Source organism: Microbacterium sp. BE35 (assembly GCF_031457705.1).
Lineage (GTDB): Bacteria > Actinomycetota > Actinomycetes > Actinomycetales > Microbacteriaceae > Microbacterium > Microbacterium trichothecenolyticum.
On sequence record NZ_JAVDXD010000001.1, the window covers coordinates 274969 to 295468 of the forward strand.

General features: G+C 70.2%; 16 protein-coding genes and 1 tRNA gene. 5 read left to right on the forward strand and 12 right to left on the reverse strand.

Annotated elements, in window-relative coordinates; all coding sequences use genetic code 11:
* Positions 1–22: 22 nt before the first annotated feature.
* The 5 genes from J2Y46_RS01290 to serS form a co-directional block, all read right to left on the reverse strand.
* Positions 23–1258, reverse strand: a complete 1236-nt coding sequence (locus J2Y46_RS01290; protein WP_310239700.1) for an LCP family protein — start codon at positions 1256–1258, stop codon at positions 23–25.
* Between the two features lie 80 nt (positions 1259–1338).
* Complete coding sequence (locus J2Y46_RS01295) at positions 1339–2625, reverse strand: LCP family protein (RefSeq protein WP_045297838.1); 1287 nt, start codon at positions 2623–2625, stop codon at positions 1339–1341.
* Positions 2626–2680: 55 nt separating this feature from the next.
* A tRNA-Ser gene (locus tag J2Y46_RS01300) sits at positions 2681–2765 on the reverse strand.
* Positions 2766–2916: 151 nt separating this feature from the next.
* Entirely contained in the window at positions 2917–3825 is a 909-nt protein-coding gene (locus tag J2Y46_RS01305) for an HAD family hydrolase (RefSeq protein WP_045297839.1), read from the reverse strand.
* On the reverse strand, positions 3822–5087 hold the full coding sequence (serS, locus tag J2Y46_RS01310; protein WP_310239702.1) for a serine--tRNA ligase: 1266 nt from the start codon (positions 5085–5087) through the stop codon (positions 3822–3824). The genes J2Y46_RS01305 and serS overlap by 4 nt, the downstream gene beginning before the upstream one ends.
* A gap of 96 nt (positions 5088–5183) precedes the next feature.
* Between serS and J2Y46_RS01315 the strand changes: the two genes are divergently transcribed.
* Positions 5184–6482 (forward strand): diacylglycerol kinase family protein, encoded by a 1299-nt coding sequence (locus J2Y46_RS01315; RefSeq protein ID WP_310239704.1) that lies wholly within the window; start codon positions 5184–5186, stop codon positions 6480–6482.
* Between the two features lie 7 nt (positions 6483–6489).
* Here J2Y46_RS01315 and J2Y46_RS01320 read toward each other — a convergent pair whose 3' ends face one another.
* The 5 genes from J2Y46_RS01320 to J2Y46_RS01340 all read right to left on the reverse strand — a co-directional run bounded on the left by J2Y46_RS01320 (position 6490) and on the right by J2Y46_RS01340 (position 13172).
* Positions 6490–7476 (reverse strand): carbohydrate ABC transporter permease, encoded by a 987-nt coding sequence (locus J2Y46_RS01320; RefSeq protein WP_310239706.1) that lies wholly within the window; start codon positions 7474–7476, stop codon positions 6490–6492.
* Positions 7473–8444 carry a sugar ABC transporter permease gene (locus tag J2Y46_RS01325; RefSeq protein WP_310239707.1) on the reverse strand — a complete coding sequence of 324 codons (972 nt, stop codon included), beginning with the start codon at positions 8442–8444 and terminating at the stop codon, positions 7473–7475. The genes J2Y46_RS01320 and J2Y46_RS01325 overlap by 4 nt, the downstream gene beginning before the upstream one ends.
* A gap of 154 nt (positions 8445–8598) precedes the next feature.
* On the reverse strand, positions 8599–9969 hold the full coding sequence (locus tag J2Y46_RS01330; protein WP_310239709.1) for an extracellular solute-binding protein: 1371 nt from the start codon (positions 9967–9969) through the stop codon (positions 8599–8601).
* Between the two features lie 29 nt (positions 9970–9998).
* Positions 9999–11819, reverse strand: coding sequence for a glycoside hydrolase family 13 protein (locus tag J2Y46_RS01335; RefSeq protein WP_396653140.1), 1821 nt, complete (start codon positions 11817–11819; stop codon positions 9999–10001).
* Positions 11820–12164: 345 nt separating this feature from the next.
* Positions 12165–13172, reverse strand: a complete 1008-nt coding sequence (locus J2Y46_RS01340) for a LacI family DNA-binding transcriptional regulator (protein ID WP_045297034.1) — start codon at positions 13170–13172, stop codon at positions 12165–12167.
* A 119-nt stretch (positions 13173–13291) separates the two neighbouring features.
* Between J2Y46_RS01340 and J2Y46_RS01345 the strand changes: the two genes are divergently transcribed.
* Positions 13292–14647: a deoxyribodipyrimidine photo-lyase gene (locus J2Y46_RS01345; RefSeq protein ID WP_310239714.1), complete on the forward strand. Its 1356-nt coding sequence runs from the start codon at positions 13292–13294 to the stop codon at positions 14645–14647.
* A gap of 21 nt (positions 14648–14668) precedes the next feature.
* On the opposite strand, the gene J2Y46_RS01350 is transcribed toward J2Y46_RS01345, so the two are convergent.
* Entirely contained in the window at positions 14669–15655 is a 987-nt protein-coding gene (locus tag J2Y46_RS01350) for an aldo/keto reductase (RefSeq protein ID WP_310239716.1), read from the reverse strand.
* 118 nt (positions 15656–15773) lie between these two features.
* Between J2Y46_RS01350 and J2Y46_RS01355 the strand changes: the two genes are divergently transcribed.
* Positions 15774–16415, forward strand: coding sequence for an NAD(P)-binding domain-containing protein (locus J2Y46_RS01355; RefSeq protein ID WP_310239718.1), 642 nt, complete (start codon positions 15774–15776; stop codon positions 16413–16415).
* A gap of 168 nt (positions 16416–16583) precedes the next feature.
* Complete coding sequence (locus tag J2Y46_RS01360) at positions 16584–17648, forward strand: LLM class flavin-dependent oxidoreductase (RefSeq protein WP_310239719.1); 1065 nt, start codon at positions 16584–16586, stop codon at positions 17646–17648.
* Between the two features lie 15 nt (positions 17649–17663).
* Here the strand turns inward: J2Y46_RS01360 and pheA are convergent, their stop codons facing one another.
* On the reverse strand, positions 17664–18644 hold the full coding sequence (pheA, locus tag J2Y46_RS01365) for a prephenate dehydratase (protein ID WP_045297028.1): 981 nt from the start codon (positions 18642–18644) through the stop codon (positions 17664–17666).
* Between the two features lie 193 nt (positions 18645–18837).
* On the opposite strand from pheA, the gene pgm reads away from it, so the two are divergent.
* The gene (gene pgm, locus J2Y46_RS01370; protein WP_310239722.1) at positions 18838–20481 is read left to right on the forward strand and encodes a phosphoglucomutase (alpha-D-glucose-1,6-bisphosphate-dependent); all 1644 of its coding nucleotides are present in this window, start codon (positions 18838–18840) and stop codon (positions 20479–20481) included.
* Positions 20482–20500: the final 19 nt, after the last annotated feature.

Consider the following 20500-nt stretch of genomic DNA (forward strand, 5'->3'; position numbering starts at 1 on the left):
CCGAATCAGCGCGGCCGAGCGGCTACCGACCCTCGGGCTGCGTGCAGGTGGTCTGCGCCGCGGTCTGCCCCGCGATCGCCGACGGCAGCTCGACCCGCGTCTCCGCCGCCGGAGTCTCAGCGACGGGGGCCTCAGCCGCGGGCGTCTCGCCGGCGGCCTCGGTCGCGGCGGGCGTCGGAGCCACCTCCGGCTTGACGGCCTCGCCGGTGACTTCGACGCCGTAGCCCTGGCTCGCGTCGCCCGTCAGCGTCAGCGGCTGGTTGGCCTTGAGCGCGTCGAAGAGCACCGTCGCGGCGTCCTTCACCGGCATGACCCGGCTGGCGCCGTCGCCCGAGGCGTAACGGGTCGGGTACTGCACGAAGACGATGTCCTCGTAGGGCACGTCCTTGACGGCCATCGCGATCTGCACCATGAGCGTCGGGTTCGTGAGGCCGGAGCTCAGCACGAGCTGCTCCTGCTGCACCTGGCTGATCGCGGTGGTCGCGAGGTTCAGCAGCGTCGCGGGGTTCGCGAGCACCGAATCGGACTGGAGCTTGCGCACCATCGACGACATGAACTGCTGCTGGTTCGAGATGCGGCCGAGGTCGGAGCCGTCGCCGATGCCGTGGCGGATGCGCAGGAACTGCAACGCCTGCACACCCTGCAGCGTGTGGGTTCCGGCGGTCAGCTTGAGTCCGGTGTGCGAGTCGCTGATGTCGCCGGCGACACACACGTCGACGCCGCCGATGGCGTCGGACATGTTGATGACACCGGTCCAGCGGATCGCCGCGGCGAAGTCGATCTGGTCGTCGATGAGGGACTCGATCGTGAGCACGGTGCACGCGAGCCCGCCGTACTGGTAGGACGCATTGAGCATCTGCGACGACATCGCCGAGTAGCTGCCGCTGCCGTCCTCCTTCGGGCACGACGGGATCGGCACGAGCATGTCGCGCGGGAACGACACCACGGTCACGCGACGGGGCTCGTCCGAGATGTGCACGAGCATCGTGACGTCGTTGCGCTCACCCTCGGTCGCCTTGGCCTGACACGCCCCCGACAGCGCGGCGTTCGCGCCCTCGCAGGAGTCGGTGCCGACCATGAGGATGTTCACGCCGCCCTCAATGGCACCCAGCGACGGCGGCAGGGGCTTGTCCTCGTCGAGCACGACGGCGTTCGCGGTGATCGTCTGCGTCGCGTCGAACAGGTTGTACGCGGCGATGCCGGCCGCGCTCACGCCGAAGACGCCGAGCACGACGCCGAGCATCGCGACGAGAGTCATGAACGGATGCCGCGACTTCAGCACTCCGTGGCGCGCAATGGGCGTCTGGCCCTCTCTCGAGGGCCGCTTGTCCGACGCCATCAGCCGTTGGACCTGACGTTTCCGGCGGAGCAGGTCTGCTGAGCGGCGTTCTGTCCCGGGATGTTGTTGGGGAGTGCGACGGCGGTCTCGCTCGGTGCGGGCGTCGCCGAGGGATCGGCGGTCGCCGTGGGTGCGGGGTCGGCGGGCGCCTCGGTGGGCTGCGGGTCGGCCACGATCACTCCTCCGGTGAGGTCCTGGTCATGCGTGACCTCGAGCGACTCGTTCGCCGCGAGCGCCGCCCACAGCTGTTCGGCCGAGTCGTAGTCGGGCACCACGCGGTTGACGTCGGCGGGGTCGGTCAGCACCGGGTACTGAACGAACACGATGTCTTCGAACGGCACGTTCTTGACGGCCAGCGCGATCTGCACCAGCGTCATCGGGTTGGTCAGCGACTTGCTCGGCGTGATGTTGTCGACCGCGGTCGCCGCGAGCTTGTACAGCGTCGCCGGGTTCGACAGCACCTCGTCGCTCACGAGCTTGCGCGCGAGGCTCGACATGTACTGCTGCTGGTTGCTGATACGCGCCAGGTCGCTGCCGTTCTGCAGGCCGTGGCGGGTGCGCAGGAACTGCAGCGCCTCGACGCCTTGGATCGTGCGGGGTCCGGACGGCCAGTTGATGCCGGTGTACTTGTCTTTGATGCCGCCGTTGCCGATGCAGACGTCGACGCCGCCGATCGCATCGGTGATGTTGATGACGTTGCCGAAGCTCACCTTCGCGGCGAACGGGATGTTCTGGCCGCTGAGCTCCTTGATCGTCTTGGCGACGCACGAGAGTCCGCCGTAGCCCCAGGCCGAGTTGATCTGCGTCTTGCTGGTCGCCGACGTGGTCGAGCCGTCCTCGCGGGTGCACGACGGGATCGGCACCATGAGGTCACGCGGGAACGAGACCACCGTGACGCGTCGCGGGTTGTCGGAGATGTGCACGAGCATGTTGACGTCGTTGAGCTGTCCCTCGGCGTCTGCTCCCGTGCAGCGGTCTCCGAAGAGGTACGCGTACTCTTCTTCGCACTCGTCGGTGCCGACGAGGAGCACATCGACGCCGCCCTCTATCGCGCCGATGTCGGGCGGGACGGCGCCCTGGCCCTCGAGCTCGACGGCGCCTTCGGTGAAGCTCGCCGTGAAGTCCGTGGCGGCGTACGCGGCGACGCCGGCGCCCGACACCAGCACGACGGCGGCGACGATGCCGACGAGCTTCAGGATGAAACCGAACGGGCTCGGAGACGACAGCTCACCGTGACGGGCCACCGTGCGGCGGCCGCGCCTCGTGGGCTTGTGCGTCGAGCTCACTCGATTCCTTTCGGGGACTGCTTCTCACCTTCGCGCCCCCCGGGCACATCTTCTGCGGAGGGTGTGGGATTCGAACCCACGGGACATTGCTGCCCACTGGTTTTCAAGACCAGGTCCATCGGCCGCTCGGACAACCCTCCCGACCGATGCCGCCCCGGGGGGAGGCATCCGTCGAACAGGCGTCGAGTCTAGCCGACAGCACTGTCGGCCCCATTCTTCCAACGACGCCTGGCAATCATCTGAGGGACGCGCGCTTTCCGCCGCGCGTCGGAGCGGCGGGGTGACCGCCCGTCAGAGGCGGCGGAGCACCGCGGCCACGCCGCCCTCGTGCACCGAGTCGGTGATCTCGCCGGCGGCGTCGCGCACTTCCTGCGGCCCTTGCGCCATCGCGACCGCGCGGCCGCCGTTGTCGAGGGCCCAGCGAAACATGCCGACGTCATTCCGGCCGTCGCCCATGACGAGGACGTGCGCGGGGTCGATGCCGAGCTCGGTGCGCACCAGCTCGAGTCCGGTGCTCTTGTCGACGCCCTTCGGCGCGATGTCGAGCCAGGCGGTCCAGCCGACCGCGTAGGAGACGTGGTTGAGGCCGATGCGCTTGACGAGGTCGACGAAGTCCTGCTCGCCCTTGTCGGGAGAGACGACGACCACACGGCACACCGGCTGCGCGCCGAGCTCCTCGAACGGGACGCGCCGCGCGTGGACGAGGTTCCAGTCCTCGAGGTACTCGGTGTACAGGCGCTGCCCGTCGGCGAGTTCGACGAGGTAGCGGGCGTCGGGCAGATGCACCCGCAGCTGCTCGAGCACCTGGCGCGGGTCGAACGTCTCGACGTGCCAGCGGTCGTAGCTCAGCTCGTCGGCTTCGAGACGCTTGAGCACGACGGCGCCGTTGGAGCACACCACGAACTCGGGGGCGATGCCCAGCACGCGCACGATGCCGCGGGTGCCCTCCCAGCTGCGCCCGGTCGCGACCATCACCTCGTGTCCGGCGCGATGCGCATGCTCGACGGCGTCGACGACACCGGGGCTGAGCGATTCGTCCTCGAGGAGGACGGTGCCGTCGATGTCGAGGGCGATGAGAAGCTGCTCGGTGGCGACGGCGGGGTTCTCGGTGTCGCGCGCGACCTGCTCGACGAGCTTCGCGGCCTTCTTCGGCGCGACGACCTTGATGGAGCCGGTCTTCGGCAGGTGCGCTTCGCTCACGCGATGGGCTCCATCACCTCGAGCCCGCCGAGGAAGGGCCGCAGCACCTCCGGCACCGTGACGGAGCCGTCCTCTCGCTGGTGGGTCTCGAGCAGTGCGACGATCCATCGGGTGGTCGCGAGCGTGCCGTTGAGCGTCGCGACCGGCTGCGTCCTGCCGCCTTCGGGCCGGTAGCGGATGTCGAGCCGGCGCGCCTGGTATGTCGTGCAGTTCGACGTCGAGGTGAGCTCGCGGTACGCGTTCTGCGTGGGGACCCAGGCCTCGACGTCGTACTTGCGGGCGGCGCTCGAGCCGAGGTCGCCGGCGGCGACGTCGATCACGCGGTACGACAGGCCGAGGTCCTGCAGCATGCCCTCCTGCATCGCGACGAGGCGCAGGTGCTCCTCCTCCGCCTGCTCGGGCGTCGTGTACACGAACATCTCGAGCTTGTTGAACTGGTGCACGCGGATGATGCCGCGGGTGTCCTTGCCGTACGAGCCGGCCTCGCTGCGGTAGCAGGTCGACCATCCGGCGTAGCGCTTCGCACCGCGCGACAGGTCGAGGATCTCGTCCATGTGGTAGCCGGCCAGCGGCACCTCGCTCGTGCCGACGAGGTACAGGTCGTCGTCTTCGAGGTGGTAGACCTCGGCGGCGTGCTTGCCGAGGAAGCCGGTGCCGCGCATGACCTCGGGGCGCACGAGCGTCGGCGGGATGACCGGCGTGAAGCCCGCCTGCAGCGCGCGGTCGAGCGCGAGGTTCATCAGCGCGATCTCGAGCCGGGCGCCGATGCCGGTGAGGAAGTAGAAGCGGCTCCCCGACACCTTGGTGCCGCGCTCCATGTCGATCGCGCCGAGCTTCTCGCCGAGCTCCAGGTGATCGCGCGGCTCGAAGCCGAACGCCGGAACGTCGCCGTGCGTGCGCAGCGTGACGAAGTCGTCTTCGCCGCCCGCCGGCACGCCCTCGATGACGATGTTCTCGAGCGCTCCGAAGGCTTCCGCGGATGCCTCCTCCGCCGCGGCGACCGCGTGCTGGGCCCGCTTCACGCGCTCACTGAGGTCCTTGGCCTCGGCGACGAGCGCGGCCTTCTCGTCCTTGGGAGCCTGCGCCACCTTCTTGCCGTGCGCGTTCTGAGCGGCGCGGAGTTCCTCGAAGGCGGTGATCGCGGCGCGTCGCGCGCGGTCGGCCTCGACGGCGGCGTCGACGGTGTCGGGTGATTCGCCCCGCGCTTCCTGCGAGCGCTTGACCAGCTCGGGATTGTCGCGAAGCAGCACGGGATCGATCACCCTGCAAGCTTAGTCGGGGACCGCGAATCGGCACCCGATCGGGTACGTCCACGTCGTGTGCACCCGCACACCGCTTCGGGTCCTAATCTTTACCTCATGGCGGCACCCGGATCCAGCGACGGCGATCGCCCCGACGACCTCACTCCCCACCCCGCCGACAAGATCTACGCCGACGGGCCCGACACCTCCGAGCTCGACCTCGCCGTGGTGCAGCAGGAGATATCGGATGCTGCGCCCCTGGCCGTCGCGTCCGCGTCCGGTTCCGCCGCGCCCGGCCCCGCGAAGGCCGAGGCAGACGACATCATCCGTCAGCCCGATGACGTCGAGCCCGACACAGCAGACGGCCAGAGCGGCCACGCGCGTCGTGTCGGCCCGGGGGGCGCCACCCGCCCGATCTCCGACGACGGCGAGCGGCCCTCGCCGAAGGCGGCGCTGGTGTACAACCCGATCAAGGTCGACGCCGAATCGCTGCGCGACACGGTCGCACGCCTCGCGGCGCACGCCGGATGGTCGGAGCCCCTCTTCTACGAGACCACGGTCGACGACCTCGGCGACGACGTCACCCGCCACGCCCTCGAGGAAGGCGTGGATGCCGTGCTCGTCGCCGGCGGCGACGGCACGGTGCGCGCCGTCTCCGAGGCGATGAGCGGCACCGGGGTGCCGCTTGCGATCGTTCCCAGCGGCACCGGCAATCTGCTGGCGCGCAACCTGAAGCTCCCGCTCACCGAGCCCGGCGCCATGGTGCGCGCCGTATTCGACGGTGACACGCTGGCGATGGACGTCGGCTGGACCGAGATCGCGCGTCCTGACGGCACGACCGCCGAGCACGCGTTCGTCGTGATGGGCGGCATCGGCCTCGACGCCGCGATGATCGCGAACACGAACCCGCAGTTGAAGAAGACGGTCGGATGGGTCGCCTACGTCGACGGTGCGGCGCGCTCGCTGCCGAAAGCGAAGCCCTTCCGGGTCGTGTACGAGCTGCCTGGCCATCGGCTGCACTCGTCGAAGGTGCAGAGCGTGCTGTTCGCCAACTGCGGCAAGCTCCCTGCCGGACTCGACCTCATCCCCGAGGCATCCGTCGCCGACGGCGCGCTCGACATCGTCATCTTCCAGCCCAAGGGACTCTTCGGCTGGCTCTTCGTCTGGCGACGCGTCGCGTGGGACAACAGCTTTCTGCGCCGCTTCCGCGCCGGCCGCCGCGTGCTCTCGCTGCGCACCAAGGACAACGCGGTCGTCTACTCGCGCGGAGCCGGCATCGAGCTCGCGACGCACGAGGCGCGCCCCGTTCAGCTCGACGGCGACGAGTTCGGCGAGGCGCTCTCTGTCAAGACCCGGGTCGAGGCCTCCGCGCTGCTCGTCGTGGTCCCCAAGGGCCACAGCACCGACGGCCTCTGACTGCGCCTCAGCCCTTCACGGCGCCGCCGAGTCCCGCGGAGCGCAGGAACACGGACTGGAAGACGAGGAACATCGCGATCGGAATGAGCGTCGCGATGGCGAGCGCGGCGAGGAACACGTCGAGCTCGGTCTGCGACTGTACGTCGGGAAGGCGCACCGACAGGGGCTGCACCGCGGGGTCGGGGAGCACCAGCTTCGGCCAGAGGTAGTCCTTCCACGCCGCGATGATCGCGAACACCGAGACGACGCCGAGGATCGGCTTCGACATCGGCAGCACGATCGACCAGAAGAGCCGGAACGGGCCGGCGCCGTCGGTCTTCGCGGCCTCGAACACCTCGCGCGGCAGGTTGTCGAAGAACCTCTTGACCAGGAGGATGTTGAACGCGTTCGCCGCCATCGGCAGCCACACCGCGAGGTAGCTGTTGAGCATGCTCGCGTCGCGGCCGAGCAGCGGCGGCGACACGATCGTGAGGTACAGCGGCACCAGCAGCACGATGCCTGGGATGAACAGCGTCGCGAGCACGAGCGCGTTGAGCACCGGCGCGTACCTGGGACGCAGCACCGACAGCGCGTAGCCCGCGGTCGTCGCGATGAACAGCTGCGAGAACCAGGCCCCGACGGCGATCACGATCGTGTTCCAGAAGTACTGGTCGATGTGGATGTCGTTCCACGCCGTCGACAGGTTCGCCCAGTCGATGCCGTTGGGCCACAGCGCGAACGGCTGCTGGAGGGTGTCCTGCGTCGGGGTGACCGCGGACTTCGCGAGCCAGAGGATCGGCCCGAGTCCGGCGATCGTGAGCGAGACGAAGAGGAAGGCGTGGGTCAGCGACATCCCGAACCGCGTGCCTGGACGCCGGCGCTCCGAGGCCGAGACGATCGACCGCTCGGCGAGATCGTCGATGGAGCCGCGCTTGCGCCCGCCGCCGGCCCCACGACGCGAGAGGAAGCGCCGCATGCCCTCCCGGCGCTCGGCGTTCGTGATCGTGGTGGTCATGAGGTGCTCCAGCGGTTCGTGAGCTTGAAGTACAGCCAGGACAGGATCGCGAGCACGACCGCGAGCAGCACCGACACCGCGGTCGCCTCTCCGTAGTCGCCGCCCAGGCTGTTGCGGAACGCCTTGTCGTAGATGTAGAGCAGGATCGTCCTGGTCGCGCCCGCAGGCCCGCCGCCCGTGAACAGGAACGGCTCGAGGAACACCTGCGCGGTCGCGATGACCTGCAGGATCAGCATGATGAAGAGGATGCCGCGCAGCTGCGGGATCGTGACATGCCAGACCTTGCGCCAGATGCCGGCGCCGTCGACCTCGGCCGCGTCGTAGAGCTCCGGCGGCACCGACAGCAGGGCGGCCAGGTAGATGATGATCGATCCGCCCGCGGCCGCCCACGTCGCCTCGAGAACGAGCGACGGCATCGCCTGAACCGCGGAGGAGATCCACGGCTGCGGCGCAATGCCGAACCAGCCGAGCACGGTGTTGAAGACGCCCGACGGATCGGCGCTGTAGAAGAACTTCCACAGCAGCACCGCCACCACCGGGGGGATCACGACAGGCAGGTACGCGAGGGCGGAGTAGAGCCCCTTGCCGCGGCGCACCTCGCTCATCAGCACCGCGACGAACAGCGGCAGCGGGAATCCGAACAGGAGCGCCAGCAGCGCGAAGTAGACGGTGTTGACGACCGCGCGGCCGAGCTGCGGGTCGGTCAGCACCGCCACGTAGTTCTCGAGGCCGACCCACTCCGAGACGAGCAGGTTCGTCTTCTGCAGGCTCATGACCACCGACTGCACGATCGGCGACCACGAGAAGAAGAGGAACACGAACACCATCGGCAGCACGAACAGCAGGTTCGCGAGCCCTCCCCCGCGGTACCAGGTCAGCGGAGTGCGTCGGGTCTTCCGCCGGGCGGGAGGTGCGGCGGGCGGGGGCGCCGCTGCGGGGGCGGGACGCTCCGGAAGGGTCGCGGTCATCTTCGGCCTTGCTGTGTCGTGGTTCTGCACGGGTCCGGGGCGTTTCGTCTCGCTTCGATTGCTCAACGACCGAGACACCGGTCGCGAAACGAAACGCCTGGGGACGGATGCCGCGACCCGGCGGCGAGGCCGGGTCGCGGCATCCGCTCGTCCCTTACTCGTCGAGCAGCGCCTGCGCGTCCGCCTGCGCCTGCGCGAGCAGCGCGTCGATGTCGGCGTTCTCGTCGGTGAGGACCGTCTGGACGACCGTGTCGAGGAGAGCGTAGACCTCCTGCGTCTTCTTCTTCGGCTCACCCACGGGCGTCTGGTCCCAGATGTTGTCGGTGAACGACGTCATCTGGTCACGCGGCACGTTGATGTACGGCTCGATCCAGGTGAGCGACTCCTCGTACAGCTCGCGGCTCAGCACCGGCAGGACCGGCGTGCCGACGGCCTGGTCGGACTCGGCGAGCGCCTTCGCGTCCTGCACCGCGGCATCCTCGTTCAGCAGCTTCTGCATGTAGTACCAGTCGATCCAGGTGACCGCGGCCGCCTTGGTCTCGTCGTCGACCGTCGGGCTGATCACCGCGATGTCCCCGCCGCCGGGGGTGCCCGGGTCGTCGCCCTCGATCGGCACGACGCCGAGGCCGTAGACGGCGGGGTCGAGGCCGAAGTCGCGCACGAGGGCGGTGTAGACGTCGGAGCCCGACGTGTACATGCCGATGTTGCCGGCGGCGAACTCCTGGTTGATGGTGCCCCAGTCGAGGTCGACCTTGGCGCCGAACGAGTCGTCCTCGAAGCGCAGGTCGTGCAGGAACTCCAGCGTCGCCTTGGTCGCGTCGTTGTCGATCGTCGAGGTGGCGCTGCCGTCGGGCTCATCGGTCTGCGTGCGACCGCCGCGGGCGACGGTCTGCGCGGTCAACTGCCAGCCGCCGGTGTTGTTGATCGCCATCTGCGCGTACCCGGCCTTGCCGGTGGCGTCGTGGATCTTCTCGGCGTACTCTCGCACCTCGTCCCACGTCGTGGGCGGCTGGTCGGGGTCGAGCCCTGCCTGCTCGAACAGGTCGCGGTTGTAGTGCAGCCCCATCGCGTAGGCCTGGCGCGGGAAGCCGAAGATGTTCCCGTCGGCGTCCTTGACGCCGTCGAGGATGATCGGGTTGAAGCTGTCCTCGTAGCCGAGCTCCTTGACCTCGGCGGTGACGTCCATGAGCTGGCCGTTCTCGAGCAGCGTCTTCGAGTCGGTGAACGGCACGGTGAAGACATCGGGGAGGCTGCCGCCGGCGAGCTGCACGGCGAACGTCGGGCCTTCCCACTCGTACTCGACACCGATGATGTCGATCTCCGGGTGCTCCTTCTCGAACTGCTCCTCCTGGGTGGCGAACGCCTCGTACGCCGCGGCGTCGGCGCCGGGCGGGAAGGTCGCGACGCGGAGCTCGAGCTTGCCGTCGCTGTTCTCGTCGCCGCCCGCCGCAGAGCAGCCGACGAGCGCGCCGACGGTCGCCAGGGTGGCGACACCGGCGAGCAGGACCCTTGCTGGTGACTTCATCGTCTTTCCTTTCTGAGGGGAGTTCCGCGTCAGCCTCTCGGCGCGGACGTCTCCGGGGTGTTGGTGCGGGTGTGGGATTCGGTCCCCACGCCTTCTCCACGCATCGCTGACGCGCTGCGCGGAGCCTCCGGGCGCGTGGGCCCAGCCGCGCCCTCGAGCCGCAGCCAGGCGGCGGCGTTGCCGGGCAGCGGGCCGGCCTCGAGGGGCGAGCTGGTGAGGAGGATGGTCGCACCGGGGGGAAGCGCGACCGGGTCGTCGCCGGTGTTGACGACGCACGCGAAGCGGTCGCCGCGCCGGAAGGCGAGGATGTCGGGGCGGGGGCCGTTCGCGGCGGGAATCGCCCCATCCCACCACTCGAGCGGCCCGTCGCCGAGCTCGGGGAGCTCGCGGCGCAGGCGGAGCGCGTCGCGGTAGAGGTTGAGCGTCGACGCCGGGTCTGCGTCCTGCTCCGCGACGGTGAGCCCGCTCCACCCCTGCGGCTGCGGCAGCCATGTGCGCGTGGCCTCGGGGCTGAACCCGAACGGAGCACGGTCGCCCGACCAGGGCAGCGGGACGCGGCATCCGTCTCGTCCCGGGTCCGTGCCTCCGGAGCGGAAGTGCATCGGGTCCTCGATGAGGTCGAGAGGCAGGTCCTCGACTTCGGGGAGACCCAGCTCGTCGCCCTGATAGATGTACAGGCTGCCGGGGAGCGCGGCGACCAGGAGCGCGGCCGCGCGAGCGCGGTGCAGGCCCAGCTCGGGGTCGGTCGGCACGCCGAACCGCTTCCTGAGGAACGCGAACGCCGTGTCTTCGCGCCCGTACCGGGTGACAGGACGAGTGACATCGTGGTTGCTCAGCACCCACGTCGACGGTGCGCCGACGGGCGCGTGGGCCTCGAGCGTCGCGGTGATCGACTGACGGAAGGATGCCGCACCCCACGGCCGCGCGAGGAAGTCGAAGTTGAACGCGGTGTGCATCTCGTCGGGGCGCAGGTAATTGGTGAACCGCACGATGTCGGGCACCCAGATCTCGCCGACGAGCACGCGCGTCCCGGGGTACGAGTCGGCGATCGCGCGCCACGAGCGGTAGATGTCGTGCAGCTCGTCGCGGTCCTCGGTGGGGTGCTGACCGGCGCCCTGCTTCTCGCCGACCTCGGGAAGCTCGGGATCCTTGATGAGCAGCGCCGCCGAGTCGATGCGCACGCCCGCGACGCCCCGGTCGAACCAGAACCTCAGGATCTCCTCGTGCTCGCGGCGCACGTCGGGGTGGTTCCAGTTCAGGTCGGGCTGCTCGGGCGTGAACATGTGGAGGTACCACTGCCCCGGCGTGCCGTCGGGGTTCGTCGTGCGCGTCCACGTCTCGCCCTGGAAGCTCGACACCCAGTGCGTCGGGATCTCGTCGCCGTTCGGCCCCTTGCCGGGGTGGAACCAGAATCGCTCGCGCTCGGGGCTGCCGGGACCGGCGGCGAGTGCCGCCTGGAACCAGGGGTGCTGATCCGAGATGTGGTTCGGGACGACATCGATGATGGTACGGATGCCGAGGGCCAGCGCCTCCCGGATCAGCAGCTCCGCCTCCTCGAGGGTGCCGAACCGCGGGTCGATGTCGCGGTAGTCCTGCACGTCGTAGCCGCCGTCGGCCAGCGGGCTCGGGTACCAGGGGTTGAACCAGATGGCGTCCACGCCGAGGTCCTTGAGGTAGCAGAGGTGCGCCCGCACGCCGGCGAGGTCGCCCGTGCCGTCGCCGTTGCCGTCCGCGAAGCTGCGCACGTAGACCTGGTAGATGACGGCCGACCGCCACCACAGCGGGTCGTCGCTCGCAGGTACGGCTTGGGGGCCACGGGTCAGGACCTCGGTGTCCACGGGTCTCCTCATCGATGGGAAGGACGTGATGCGATGAATGTATTCGGATCGAGTGAGTCGTGCAAGTCTTTGACAGGATTATGCAAGATTACGATTGCGTCCCGGTGTAGAAGGATCGCGGTCCGCCTCCCGGGATCGCCGCACGGCAGCTGCCCGGCTCGATGGTCGGTCCTCGTTCGAGGGGCTGCGCCGAGATGAGGGGCGAAACCGCTGTGCGCGTCCTCAGCTCGGCTCTGACCCTCAGATGAGGACGCGCCGCGGGGTGCGGCGGTGGGGGCGGGGTGCGGCGGTGGGGGCGGGGTGCGGCGGTGGGGGCGGGGTGCGGCGGTGGGGGCGGGGATGGTGCGGGGCCGGAGGTCAGGCGGCGGCGGGGCCTGTCGAGGCGCGGAGCACCAGCTCGGGCTCGAAGAGGAGCTCGTCTCCCGCCTCCGTCGTGCCGGCGATCTGCGAGAGGAGCAGGTCGATGACGGTGCGGCCCATCGACTCGATCGGCTGGCGGACCGTCGTCAGCGGCGGCTCGGTGCAGCTCATGAGGAACGAGTCGTCGAAGCCGACGACGCTGACGTCGGCGGGCACCCTGAGGCCCGCGCGCCTGGCGGCCCGCACGGCGCCGAGGGCGAGCGGGTCGCTCGCGCAGACGATCGCGGTCGCACCGGCCGCGAAGAGGCGGGATGCTCCGGCCTGACCGGATTCCAGCGAGTACAGACCCCGCACCACGAGCGAGTCGTCCAGCGGCGAGCCGAGGCGCTCGAGCAGCGGGCGCGCGGCGGCGAGCTTGCGCTGCGACGGGATGTGGTCGAGCGGTCCGAGGAGCAGGCCGATGCGGCGGTGACCCAGCTGATGCAGGTGCTGGATCGCCTGCTCCGCGGCGGCCGCGTCGTCCGTCGAGACGGTGGCGAAGTCGAGCGAGCCGATGCGGGCGTTCACCAGCACTGTCGGCAGGTTCACCTGCCGGATCCTGTCGTAATGCTCGTGCGGGGCATCCGCCTGGCTGTAATTGCCGCCGAGGAAGATCACTCCCGAGACCTGCTGCTGCAGGAGGAGGTCGACGTAGTCCGACTCGGTGATGCCGCCCGCGTTCTGGGTGCACAGCAGCGGCGTGTAGCCGTTCTGCGTGAGCCCGCCGCCGATGATCTCGGCGAGCGCGGGGAAGATCGGGTTCTGCAGCTCGGGGAGCACGAGGCCCACGAGACGCGCGCGCTCGCCGCGCAGCTTGGTCGGCCGCTCGTAGCCGAGCACGTCGAGCGCGGTGAGCACGGCCTGGCGCGTCGCCTCCGAGACGCCCGGCTTGTCGTTGAGCACACGACTGACGGTGGCTTCGCTGACACCGACCTTGCGCGCCACTTCGGCGAGACGCTTCGACATGCGCTCAGTGTACGCAAGAACTTGCAGGATCGCGCAAGTCAGTGCAAGCGCCCGCGTCGAACGTGTCGACGGGCTGTCAAGCCCCGTTCGTGCAGGCGTGCGCCCGGCAGGATGGGTCCATGGCCCGACCGTCGATCGTGTGGTTCCGCGATGACCTCCGTCTCGCCGACAATCCTGCGCTGCGCGCGGCGATCGACCGCGGCGAGCCCCTCATCCTGCTGTACGTGCTCGACGAGGAGTCCCCCGGAATCCGCCCGCTCGGCGGCGCCGCACGGTGGTGGCTGCACCATTCGCTCGCATCGCTCGACGATCGGCTCCGCGAGCGCGGCGCGACCCTCGTCCTGCGCCGCGGCCCCGCTGAGCGCGTGGTGCGTGAACTGGTGACGGATGCCTCGGCCGGAGCCGTGTTCTGGAACCGGCGCTACGGCGGCCCCGAGCGCGAGGTCGACGCCGCGCTCAAGGCCGGGCTGCGCGAGGAGGGCGTCGAGGTCGCCTCCTTCGCCGGCTCTCTGCTCTTCGAGCCGTGGACCGTGAAGACCGGCGCCGGGACGCATTTCTCGGTGTTCACGCCGTTCTGGCGCGCGTGCCTCGCGCTGCCGGCGCCGCGGGCACCGCTGCCGGAGCCGCGCGAGGTCGACGGCGTGCGCGGGGGTGCAGCATCCGATTCCCTCGACGATTGGGGACTGCTCCCCCGCCACCCGGACTGGGCGGGCGGGTTGCGCGACACGTGGGAGCCGGGCGAGGCCGCCGCACGACGGCGGCTGCGTGAATTCCTCGACGACGACCTCGCCGCGTACGACCGGGCGCGCGACGAGCCGGCGGCCGGCGCGACATCGCTGCTGTCGCCGCGACTTCGGTGGGGCGAGGTGAGCCCGCACACGGTGTGGCACGAGACGGTCGAGGCCGGTCACGGCGGGCGCTTCCTCTCGGAGCTCGGCTGGCGCGAGTTCGCATGGCACACGCTGTTCCACTTCCCGCAGCTCGCGACGAAGAACCTGCGGCCCGAGTTCGACGCGTTCCCGTGGCCCCGGCTCGAGCCGACGCACCTCGCGGCGTGGCAGCGGGGGCGCACCGGCGTCCCGCTCGTCGACGCGGGCATGCGGGAGCTCTGGAGGACCGGCTACATGCACAACCGGGTGCGCATGGTGGCGGCATCCTTCCTCGTGAAGAACCTGCTGATCGACTGGCGGCGCGGCGAGGAGTGGTTCTGGGACACGCTCGTCGATGCCGACGAGGCGAACAACCCGTTCAACTGGCAGTGGGTCGCCGGCTCGGGCGCCGATGCCGCACCGTACTTCCGGATCTTCAACCCGCAGCTGCAGGCGAAGAAGTTCGACGCCGACGGGCACTACCAGCGCGCGTGGGCTCCCGAGTCGCTGCGCGACGATGGGCCCGAGCCTCTCGTCGATCTCGGCGAGACCCGCAAGGCGGCGCTCGCTGCGTACGAGCACGTCAAGCGGGCCGCGCGCTCCTGAGCGCACGACCCGCTCGATGCGTCACCACGCGTAGGCCTCCGGCGCCTGCCCGCCCGGCCCGGGGAACAGCTGGTCGAGGGCCGCGAGATCGTCGTCGCTCAAGTGGATGTCCAGCGCCGACACGGCCGACTCGAGCTGGGCGACCGTGCGGGGTCCGATGATCGGGCCGGTCACACCGGGCTGGTGCAGCAGCCAGGCGAGGCCCAAGGCCGACGGCGTCCAGCCGCGTTCCCGGGCGAACCGCTCGTACGACTGCAGCTGGTCGCGGCGCTGCTCGCGCTGCGACGTGATGCGTTCGGATCCGGACCGGGCTGCGGCATCCGTCGATCCGCCGCTGAGAAGTCCGCCCGCGAGCGGCGACCAGGGCAGGATGCCGAGGCCGTAGTTCTGCGCCGCCGGGATCACCTCGAGCTCGATCGAGCGCTGCGCGAGGTTGTACAGCGACTGCTCGCTCACGAGCCCGAGGAAGTGGCGCCGGGCCGCGATCTCGTTGGCCTGGGCGATGTTCCACGCCGCGAAGTTCGAGCTTCCGGTGTAGACGACCTCGCCCTTCGCGACGAGCACCTCCATCGACTGCCAGAGCTCCTGCCACGAGATGTGCCGGTCGATGTGGTGGAACTGGTACAGGTCGATGCGGTCGGTCTGCAGGCGCTTGAGCGACCCGATCGCCTCGCGCCGCACCTGCCACGCGGACGCGCCGCGGGCGTTGACCACGTCGCCGTCAGGGGTCGGATCGACCATCGGCGAGTGCACCTTGGTGGCGAGCACCACGTCGTCACGGACGCCGGGACGGGCGGCGAACCAGCGCCCGATGATCTCTTCGGTGGCGCCGCGGCCGCCCGAGCCGCCGTAGCCGTTGGCGGTGTCGATGAAGTTGACGCCGAGCTCCAGTGCGCGGTCGAGGATGGCGAACGAGTCCTCCTCCGAGGTGCGGTCGCCGAAGTTCATGGTTCCGAGCACGATCCGCGAGACGGAGGTGCCGGTTCGTCCGAGGTGGGTGTAGTCCATGCCCACATCGTCACACGGACGCACGCTGCGGCGGGCCGAATCACGAAAACGTTTCCTGGATGTCCTCCGATGACAGGAATACGGAATGGGATGCTGCGCCCCGCGGTTGCGGGTCGACATGACCACGATCGGAATCATCGGTGCAGGACACATCGGCAGCGCGCTCGCGCGGGCATTCTCGGGACTCGGCTACGACGTCGTGATCTCGAACTCACGCGGACCCGAGAGCCTCGCGGGGCTCGTCGACGAGCTGGGGCCGAAGGTGAGCGCGGCGACCGCCGCCGACGCGGCCGCGGCCGCCGACATCGCGGTGGTGACCGTGCCGCTGAAGGCCCTGAAGGACGTGCCGGTCGAACCGCTCGCCGGGAAGATCGTGCTCGACACGAACAACTACTACTTCGAGCGCGACGGCCACATCGACGCCCTCGACCGCGGAGAGACGACGACCTCGGGGCTCCTCCAGCAGCACCTGCCGACCTCGAAGGTCGTGAAGGCGTTCAACCACCTGTACGCGTCCGACATCAATGCCGGCGGCCTCGCTGCGGGCGACCCGCAGCGCCGTGCACTCGGCACCGCGAGCGACGACGACGAGGCGATCGAGTTCGTCACCGGCGTCTACGACGCGCTCGGCTTCGACACTGTGAGCGCGGGTCCGCTGAGCGAATCGTGGCGCCTCGAGCGCGACCGCCCGGCCTACGTCGTCGCGCAGACCGCCGACGAGCTTCGCGACAACCTCGCGAAGGCCAACCGCCTCCCGTAGCCGGTGTCTGCTGATCCGGAATTCGGACTTTCCGCCGCTTTCCGGCGCTCGGGGCGGTCGTTGCTCCGGAGACGGGAGTGCTGTCCCAATTCCGCATCCGCGCGCTGACGGCAAAGAGACCGGCCGGATGCGGAATGCGGATGCCGGGGCGCGGGGTTGCAGAAGACGATGAGCACTGCGACCCCTGCCCCGGCCCTGTCCGTTCTCGACCTCGTTCCGGTGCGCACCGGGCAGACCAGCGCGCAGGCGGTCGCGGCATCCCTCTCCCTCGTGGACGCGGCGGATCGGCTCGGCTATCGCCGCTACTGGTTCGCCGAGCACCACAACATGCCGGCCGTCGCCTCGACGACGCCGCCGGTGCTCGCGGCGGCGGCCGCCGCGCGGACGTCGCGCATCCGGCTCGGGTCGGGCGGCGTGATGCTGCCGAACCACTCTCCGCTCGTCGTCGCCGAACAGTTCGCGGCGCTCGAGGCACTCGCGCCGGGGCGCATCGACCTCGGCCTCGGACGGGCGCCGGGGTCGGATCCGGTCATCACGCAGCTGCTGCGCCAGAGCGGCACGACGAGCGACGTCGAACGTTTCCCCGACCACGTGCGCGACATCCTCTCCCTGGTCGCCCCGGACGGCGCCTCGCTGCGCTTCACGTCCGGCGGGACCTACGACGTGCGCGCGACGCCCGCCGCGACGACGACTCCCGAGGTGTGGCTGCTCGGGTCGAGCGACTACTCCGCACAGCTCGCCGCGTCGTTGGGCCTGCCGTACGTGTTCGCGAACCACTTCTCGGGCGAGGGCCTCGAGCGCGCGCTCGATCTCTACCGCTCGGCGTTCGTGCCGTCCGAGTCGCTCGCCGCCCCGCGCACCTTCCTCACCGCGAACGTGCTCGTAGCCCCGACGCACGACGAGGCCGAGGCCCGCGCCCTGCCCAACCTCCGCATGACGGCGCGCCTGCGCACCAACAAGCCGCTCGTGCCGCTCGAGACCGTCGAGCACGCGCTCGCCAACGCGGCCGACTTCGCCGGCCTCGGCGACACCTTCATGGCCTCGGCCCGCGCGAAGTGGTTCGTCGGCACAGCCGGGGCCGTGGCATCCGATCTCCGCTCCTTCGCCGCGAAGCACGGCGTCGACGAGGTGATGATCTCCCCGATCGCCGGATCGTACGAGGACGAGCCGATGGATGCCGCGCCCGGCCGCCTGCAGACCCTCGAGCTGCTGGCGGGCGAGCTCGGCCTCTGACCCCGGCGGGGCTCGTCAGTCCTGCACTTCGGGCTCTCCGGAGATGAGTCCCCGCAGCCAGTCGCGCGCCTCCACGAAGACGTCGTCGGCGTAGCGCTCCGGGTAGCGCACGACGGCGCGATCGGCGCGCGGGTACGACCCGAGGAACGTCACGCGGGGGCTGAAGCGGCGCAGGCCCATCAGGGCGTCGGCCATGCGCTCGTCCTCGAGGTGCCCGTCGGCGTCGACGACGAACCGATAGCGGCCGAGCTCGTCGCCGATCGGACGCGAGGCCAGCAGCGACAGGTTGATGCCGCGGGTGGCGAACTGCTCGAGCATCTCGAGCAGGGCACCGGGGTGATCGTCGGGCAGCTCGACGATGAGCGAGGTCTTGTCCGCGCCGGTCGGCGGCGGCGGCACGACGGTGCGGCTCACGAGCACGAACCGGGTCACCGCGTTGGGGTTGTCGCCGATGTTCGAGGCCAGCAGCTCGAGCTGGTGATGCTCGAGGATCCCGGGAGGCGCGATCGCCGCATCCGCGTCGCTCGATCCGTCCAGCAGGCCCATCGCACTCGCCACGTTGCTCGCGGCCGGCACGTGAGCGTGAGCGGGCAGCGCGGCCGAGAGCCATTGCAGGCACTGCGCGTACGCGACGGGGTGCGCGGCGATGAGCGAGATGTCCTCCAGTCGCGCGCCGGGGCGTCCGACGAGGACGAATTCGACAGGCACGAGGTACTCGCCGACGATGCGAAGCCCCGGCACCGTCGCGAGGGCGTCCTGCGCGGTCGAGACTCCGCCGTCGACGGAGTTCTCGATCGCGATCATCGCGGCGTCGGAGCGGCCCTCGACGACGTCGGCGAGCGCCTCCCCCACGTTGCGCACCGGGCGCCACTCGTGGCCGCGCGCCTCCGGCACCTGGGCGAGCGCCGCCTCGGTGAACGTGCCCGCGGGGCCCAGGAAGCTGTACGTGCGGCGGACGGGAACGGATGCCTCGGCAGAGGCGACCTCGGAAGTCACGCGTGCCAGCCTAGCCCGGGCCCCGTGGGCCCGATCCCGTCCGTAACTCAGGATGGAGGTCGCGCGACATCGACCCCGCCCGCGGAATTCCGGGGGCCGCGCCCACGGCGCGGCGCACCGGTCCTGAATTGCGCACCGGCGCAGGGTGTCACGGACCGTGCGCGGCAGGCGGAGGACGTGCAGACTGGGACGCATGACTCGCGCAGGACAGCCGGCCGAAGCATCCGACCTCATCGACATCGATGAGCTGATCGCCGCTTACTACGACCTCAAGCCGGACCCCGCCGTCCCCGAGCAGCGCGTCGCGTTCGGGACGAGCGGGCACCGCGGCTCGTCGCTGTCGGCGAGCTTCAACGAGACCCACATCCTCGCCACGACGCAGGCGATCGTCGATTACCGGAAGGCTCAGGGCATCGAGGGCCCGCTGTTCCTCGGACGCGACACGCACGGCCTGTCGCTTCCCGCCGAGCGCAGCGCCATCGAGGTGCTCGTCGCGAACGGCGTCGATGTCCGCGTGGACTCGCGCGACTCCTGGGTGCCGACCCCCGCGCTCAGCCACGCGATCCTGACCTACAACCGCGGGAAGGATGCCGCGGACCCGACCCGCGCCGACGGCATCGTCGTGACCCCGAGCCACAACCCGCCGCGCGACGGCGGCTTCAAGTACAACCCGCCGAACGGCGGTCCCGCCGACACCGATGCCACGGGCTGGATCGCGAACCGCGCGAACGAGCTCATCGCGGCGGATCTCGAGGGTGTCGCCCGCACGCCGTTCAAGGACCTCGACGGCGAGAAGCTGGGCGACTACGACTTCCGTGACGCGTATGTGCGCGACCTCGCGAACATCATCGACGTCGAGGCCATCCGCTCGGCCGGCGTGCGCATCGGGGCCGACCCGCTGGGCGGCGCGTCTGTCGAGTATTGGGCGCTCATCGCCGAGGTGCACGGCCTCGACCTCACCGTCGTGAACCCCGACGTCGACCCCACGTGGAAGTTCATGACCCTCGACTGGGACGAGAAGATCCGCATGGATCCGTCGTCGCCGTCGGCGATGGCCGCTCTCGTCGCGCGCCGCGACGAGTACGACATCCTCACCGGCAACGACGCCGACGCCGACCGCCACGGCATCGTGACGCCCGACGCCGGGCTGATGAACCCCAACCACTACCTCGCCGTCGCGATCGACTACCTCTACTCGCACCGGCCGGACTGGCCGACGGATGCTGCCGTGGGCAAGACCCTCGTGAGCTCGATGATCATCGACCGCGTGGCCGAATCGCTCGGGCGCGAGCTGCTCGAGGTTCCGGTCGGGTTCAAGTGGTTCGTGCCCGGACTGCTGGACGGATCCGTCGCCTTCGGCGGCGAGGAGTCGGCGGGAGCGTCGTTCCTCCGCAAGGACGGCTCCGTCTGGACCACCGACAAGGACGGCATCCTGCTGTGCCTCCTGGCCTCCGAGATCCTCGCGGTCACCGGGAAGACGCCCTCGCAGCGGTACGCCGAACTCGAGGCAGAGTTCGGCGCTTCGGCGTATCAGCGCGTGGACGCCCCGGCGTCGCCCGCGCAGAAGGCCGCGCTGGGCAAGCTCGCCCCTGAGGCGGTCACCGCGACCGAGCTCGCCGGCGAGCCCATCACCGCGAAGCTCTCGCACGCGCCGGGCAACGGTGCCGCGATCGGCGGCCTCAAGGTGCAGACCGAGCACGCCTGGTTCGCCGCGCGTCCGTCGGGCACCGAGGACGTCTACAAGCTCTATGCCGAGTCCCTCCGCGGACCCGGGCACCTCGCGCAGGTGCAGGCCGAGGCCCGCGACGTCGTGTCGCAGGCCCTCGCGGGCGCCTGACCCGCGGTCGCACACAACG

Bases quoted from the DNA above. Each gene is read 5' to 3' on its own strand.
- J2Y46_RS01290 (WP_310239700.1), bottom strand. From the start codon at position 1,258: ATGACTCTCGTCGCGATGCTCGGCGTCGTGCTCGGCGTCTTCGGCGTG.
- J2Y46_RS01315 (WP_310239704.1), top strand. From the start codon at position 5,184: ATGGCGGCACCCGGATCCAGCGACGGCGATCGCCCCGACGACCTCACT.
- J2Y46_RS01320 (WP_310239706.1), bottom strand. From the start codon at position 7,476: ATGACCACCACGATCACGAACGCCGAGCGCCGGGAGGGCATGCGGCGC.
- J2Y46_RS01325 (WP_310239707.1), bottom strand. From the start codon at position 8,444: ATGACCGCGACCCTTCCGGAGCGTCCCGCCCCCGCAGCGGCGCCCCCG.
- J2Y46_RS01330 (WP_310239709.1), bottom strand. From the start codon at position 9,969: ATGAAGTCACCAGCAAGGGTCCTGCTCGCCGGTGTCGCCACCCTGGCG.
- J2Y46_RS01335 (WP_396653140.1), bottom strand. From the start codon at position 11,819: ATGAGGAGACCCGTGGACACCGAGGTCCTGACCCGTGGCCCCCAAGCC.
- J2Y46_RS01340 (WP_045297034.1), bottom strand. From the start codon at position 13,172: ATGTCGAAGCGTCTCGCCGAAGTGGCGCGCAAGGTCGGTGTCAGCGAA.
- J2Y46_RS01345 (WP_310239714.1), top strand. From the start codon at position 13,292: ATGGCCCGACCGTCGATCGTGTGGTTCCGCGATGACCTCCGTCTCGCC.
- J2Y46_RS01350 (WP_310239716.1), bottom strand. From the start codon at position 15,655: ATGGACTACACCCACCTCGGACGAACCGGCACCTCCGTCTCGCGGATC.
- J2Y46_RS01355 (WP_310239718.1), top strand. From the start codon at position 15,774: ATGACCACGATCGGAATCATCGGTGCAGGACACATCGGCAGCGCGCTC.
- J2Y46_RS01360 (WP_310239719.1), top strand. From the start codon at position 16,584: ATGAGCACTGCGACCCCTGCCCCGGCCCTGTCCGTTCTCGACCTCGTT.
- pgm (WP_310239722.1), top strand. From the start codon at position 18,838: ATGACTCGCGCAGGACAGCCGGCCGAAGCATCCGACCTCATCGACATC.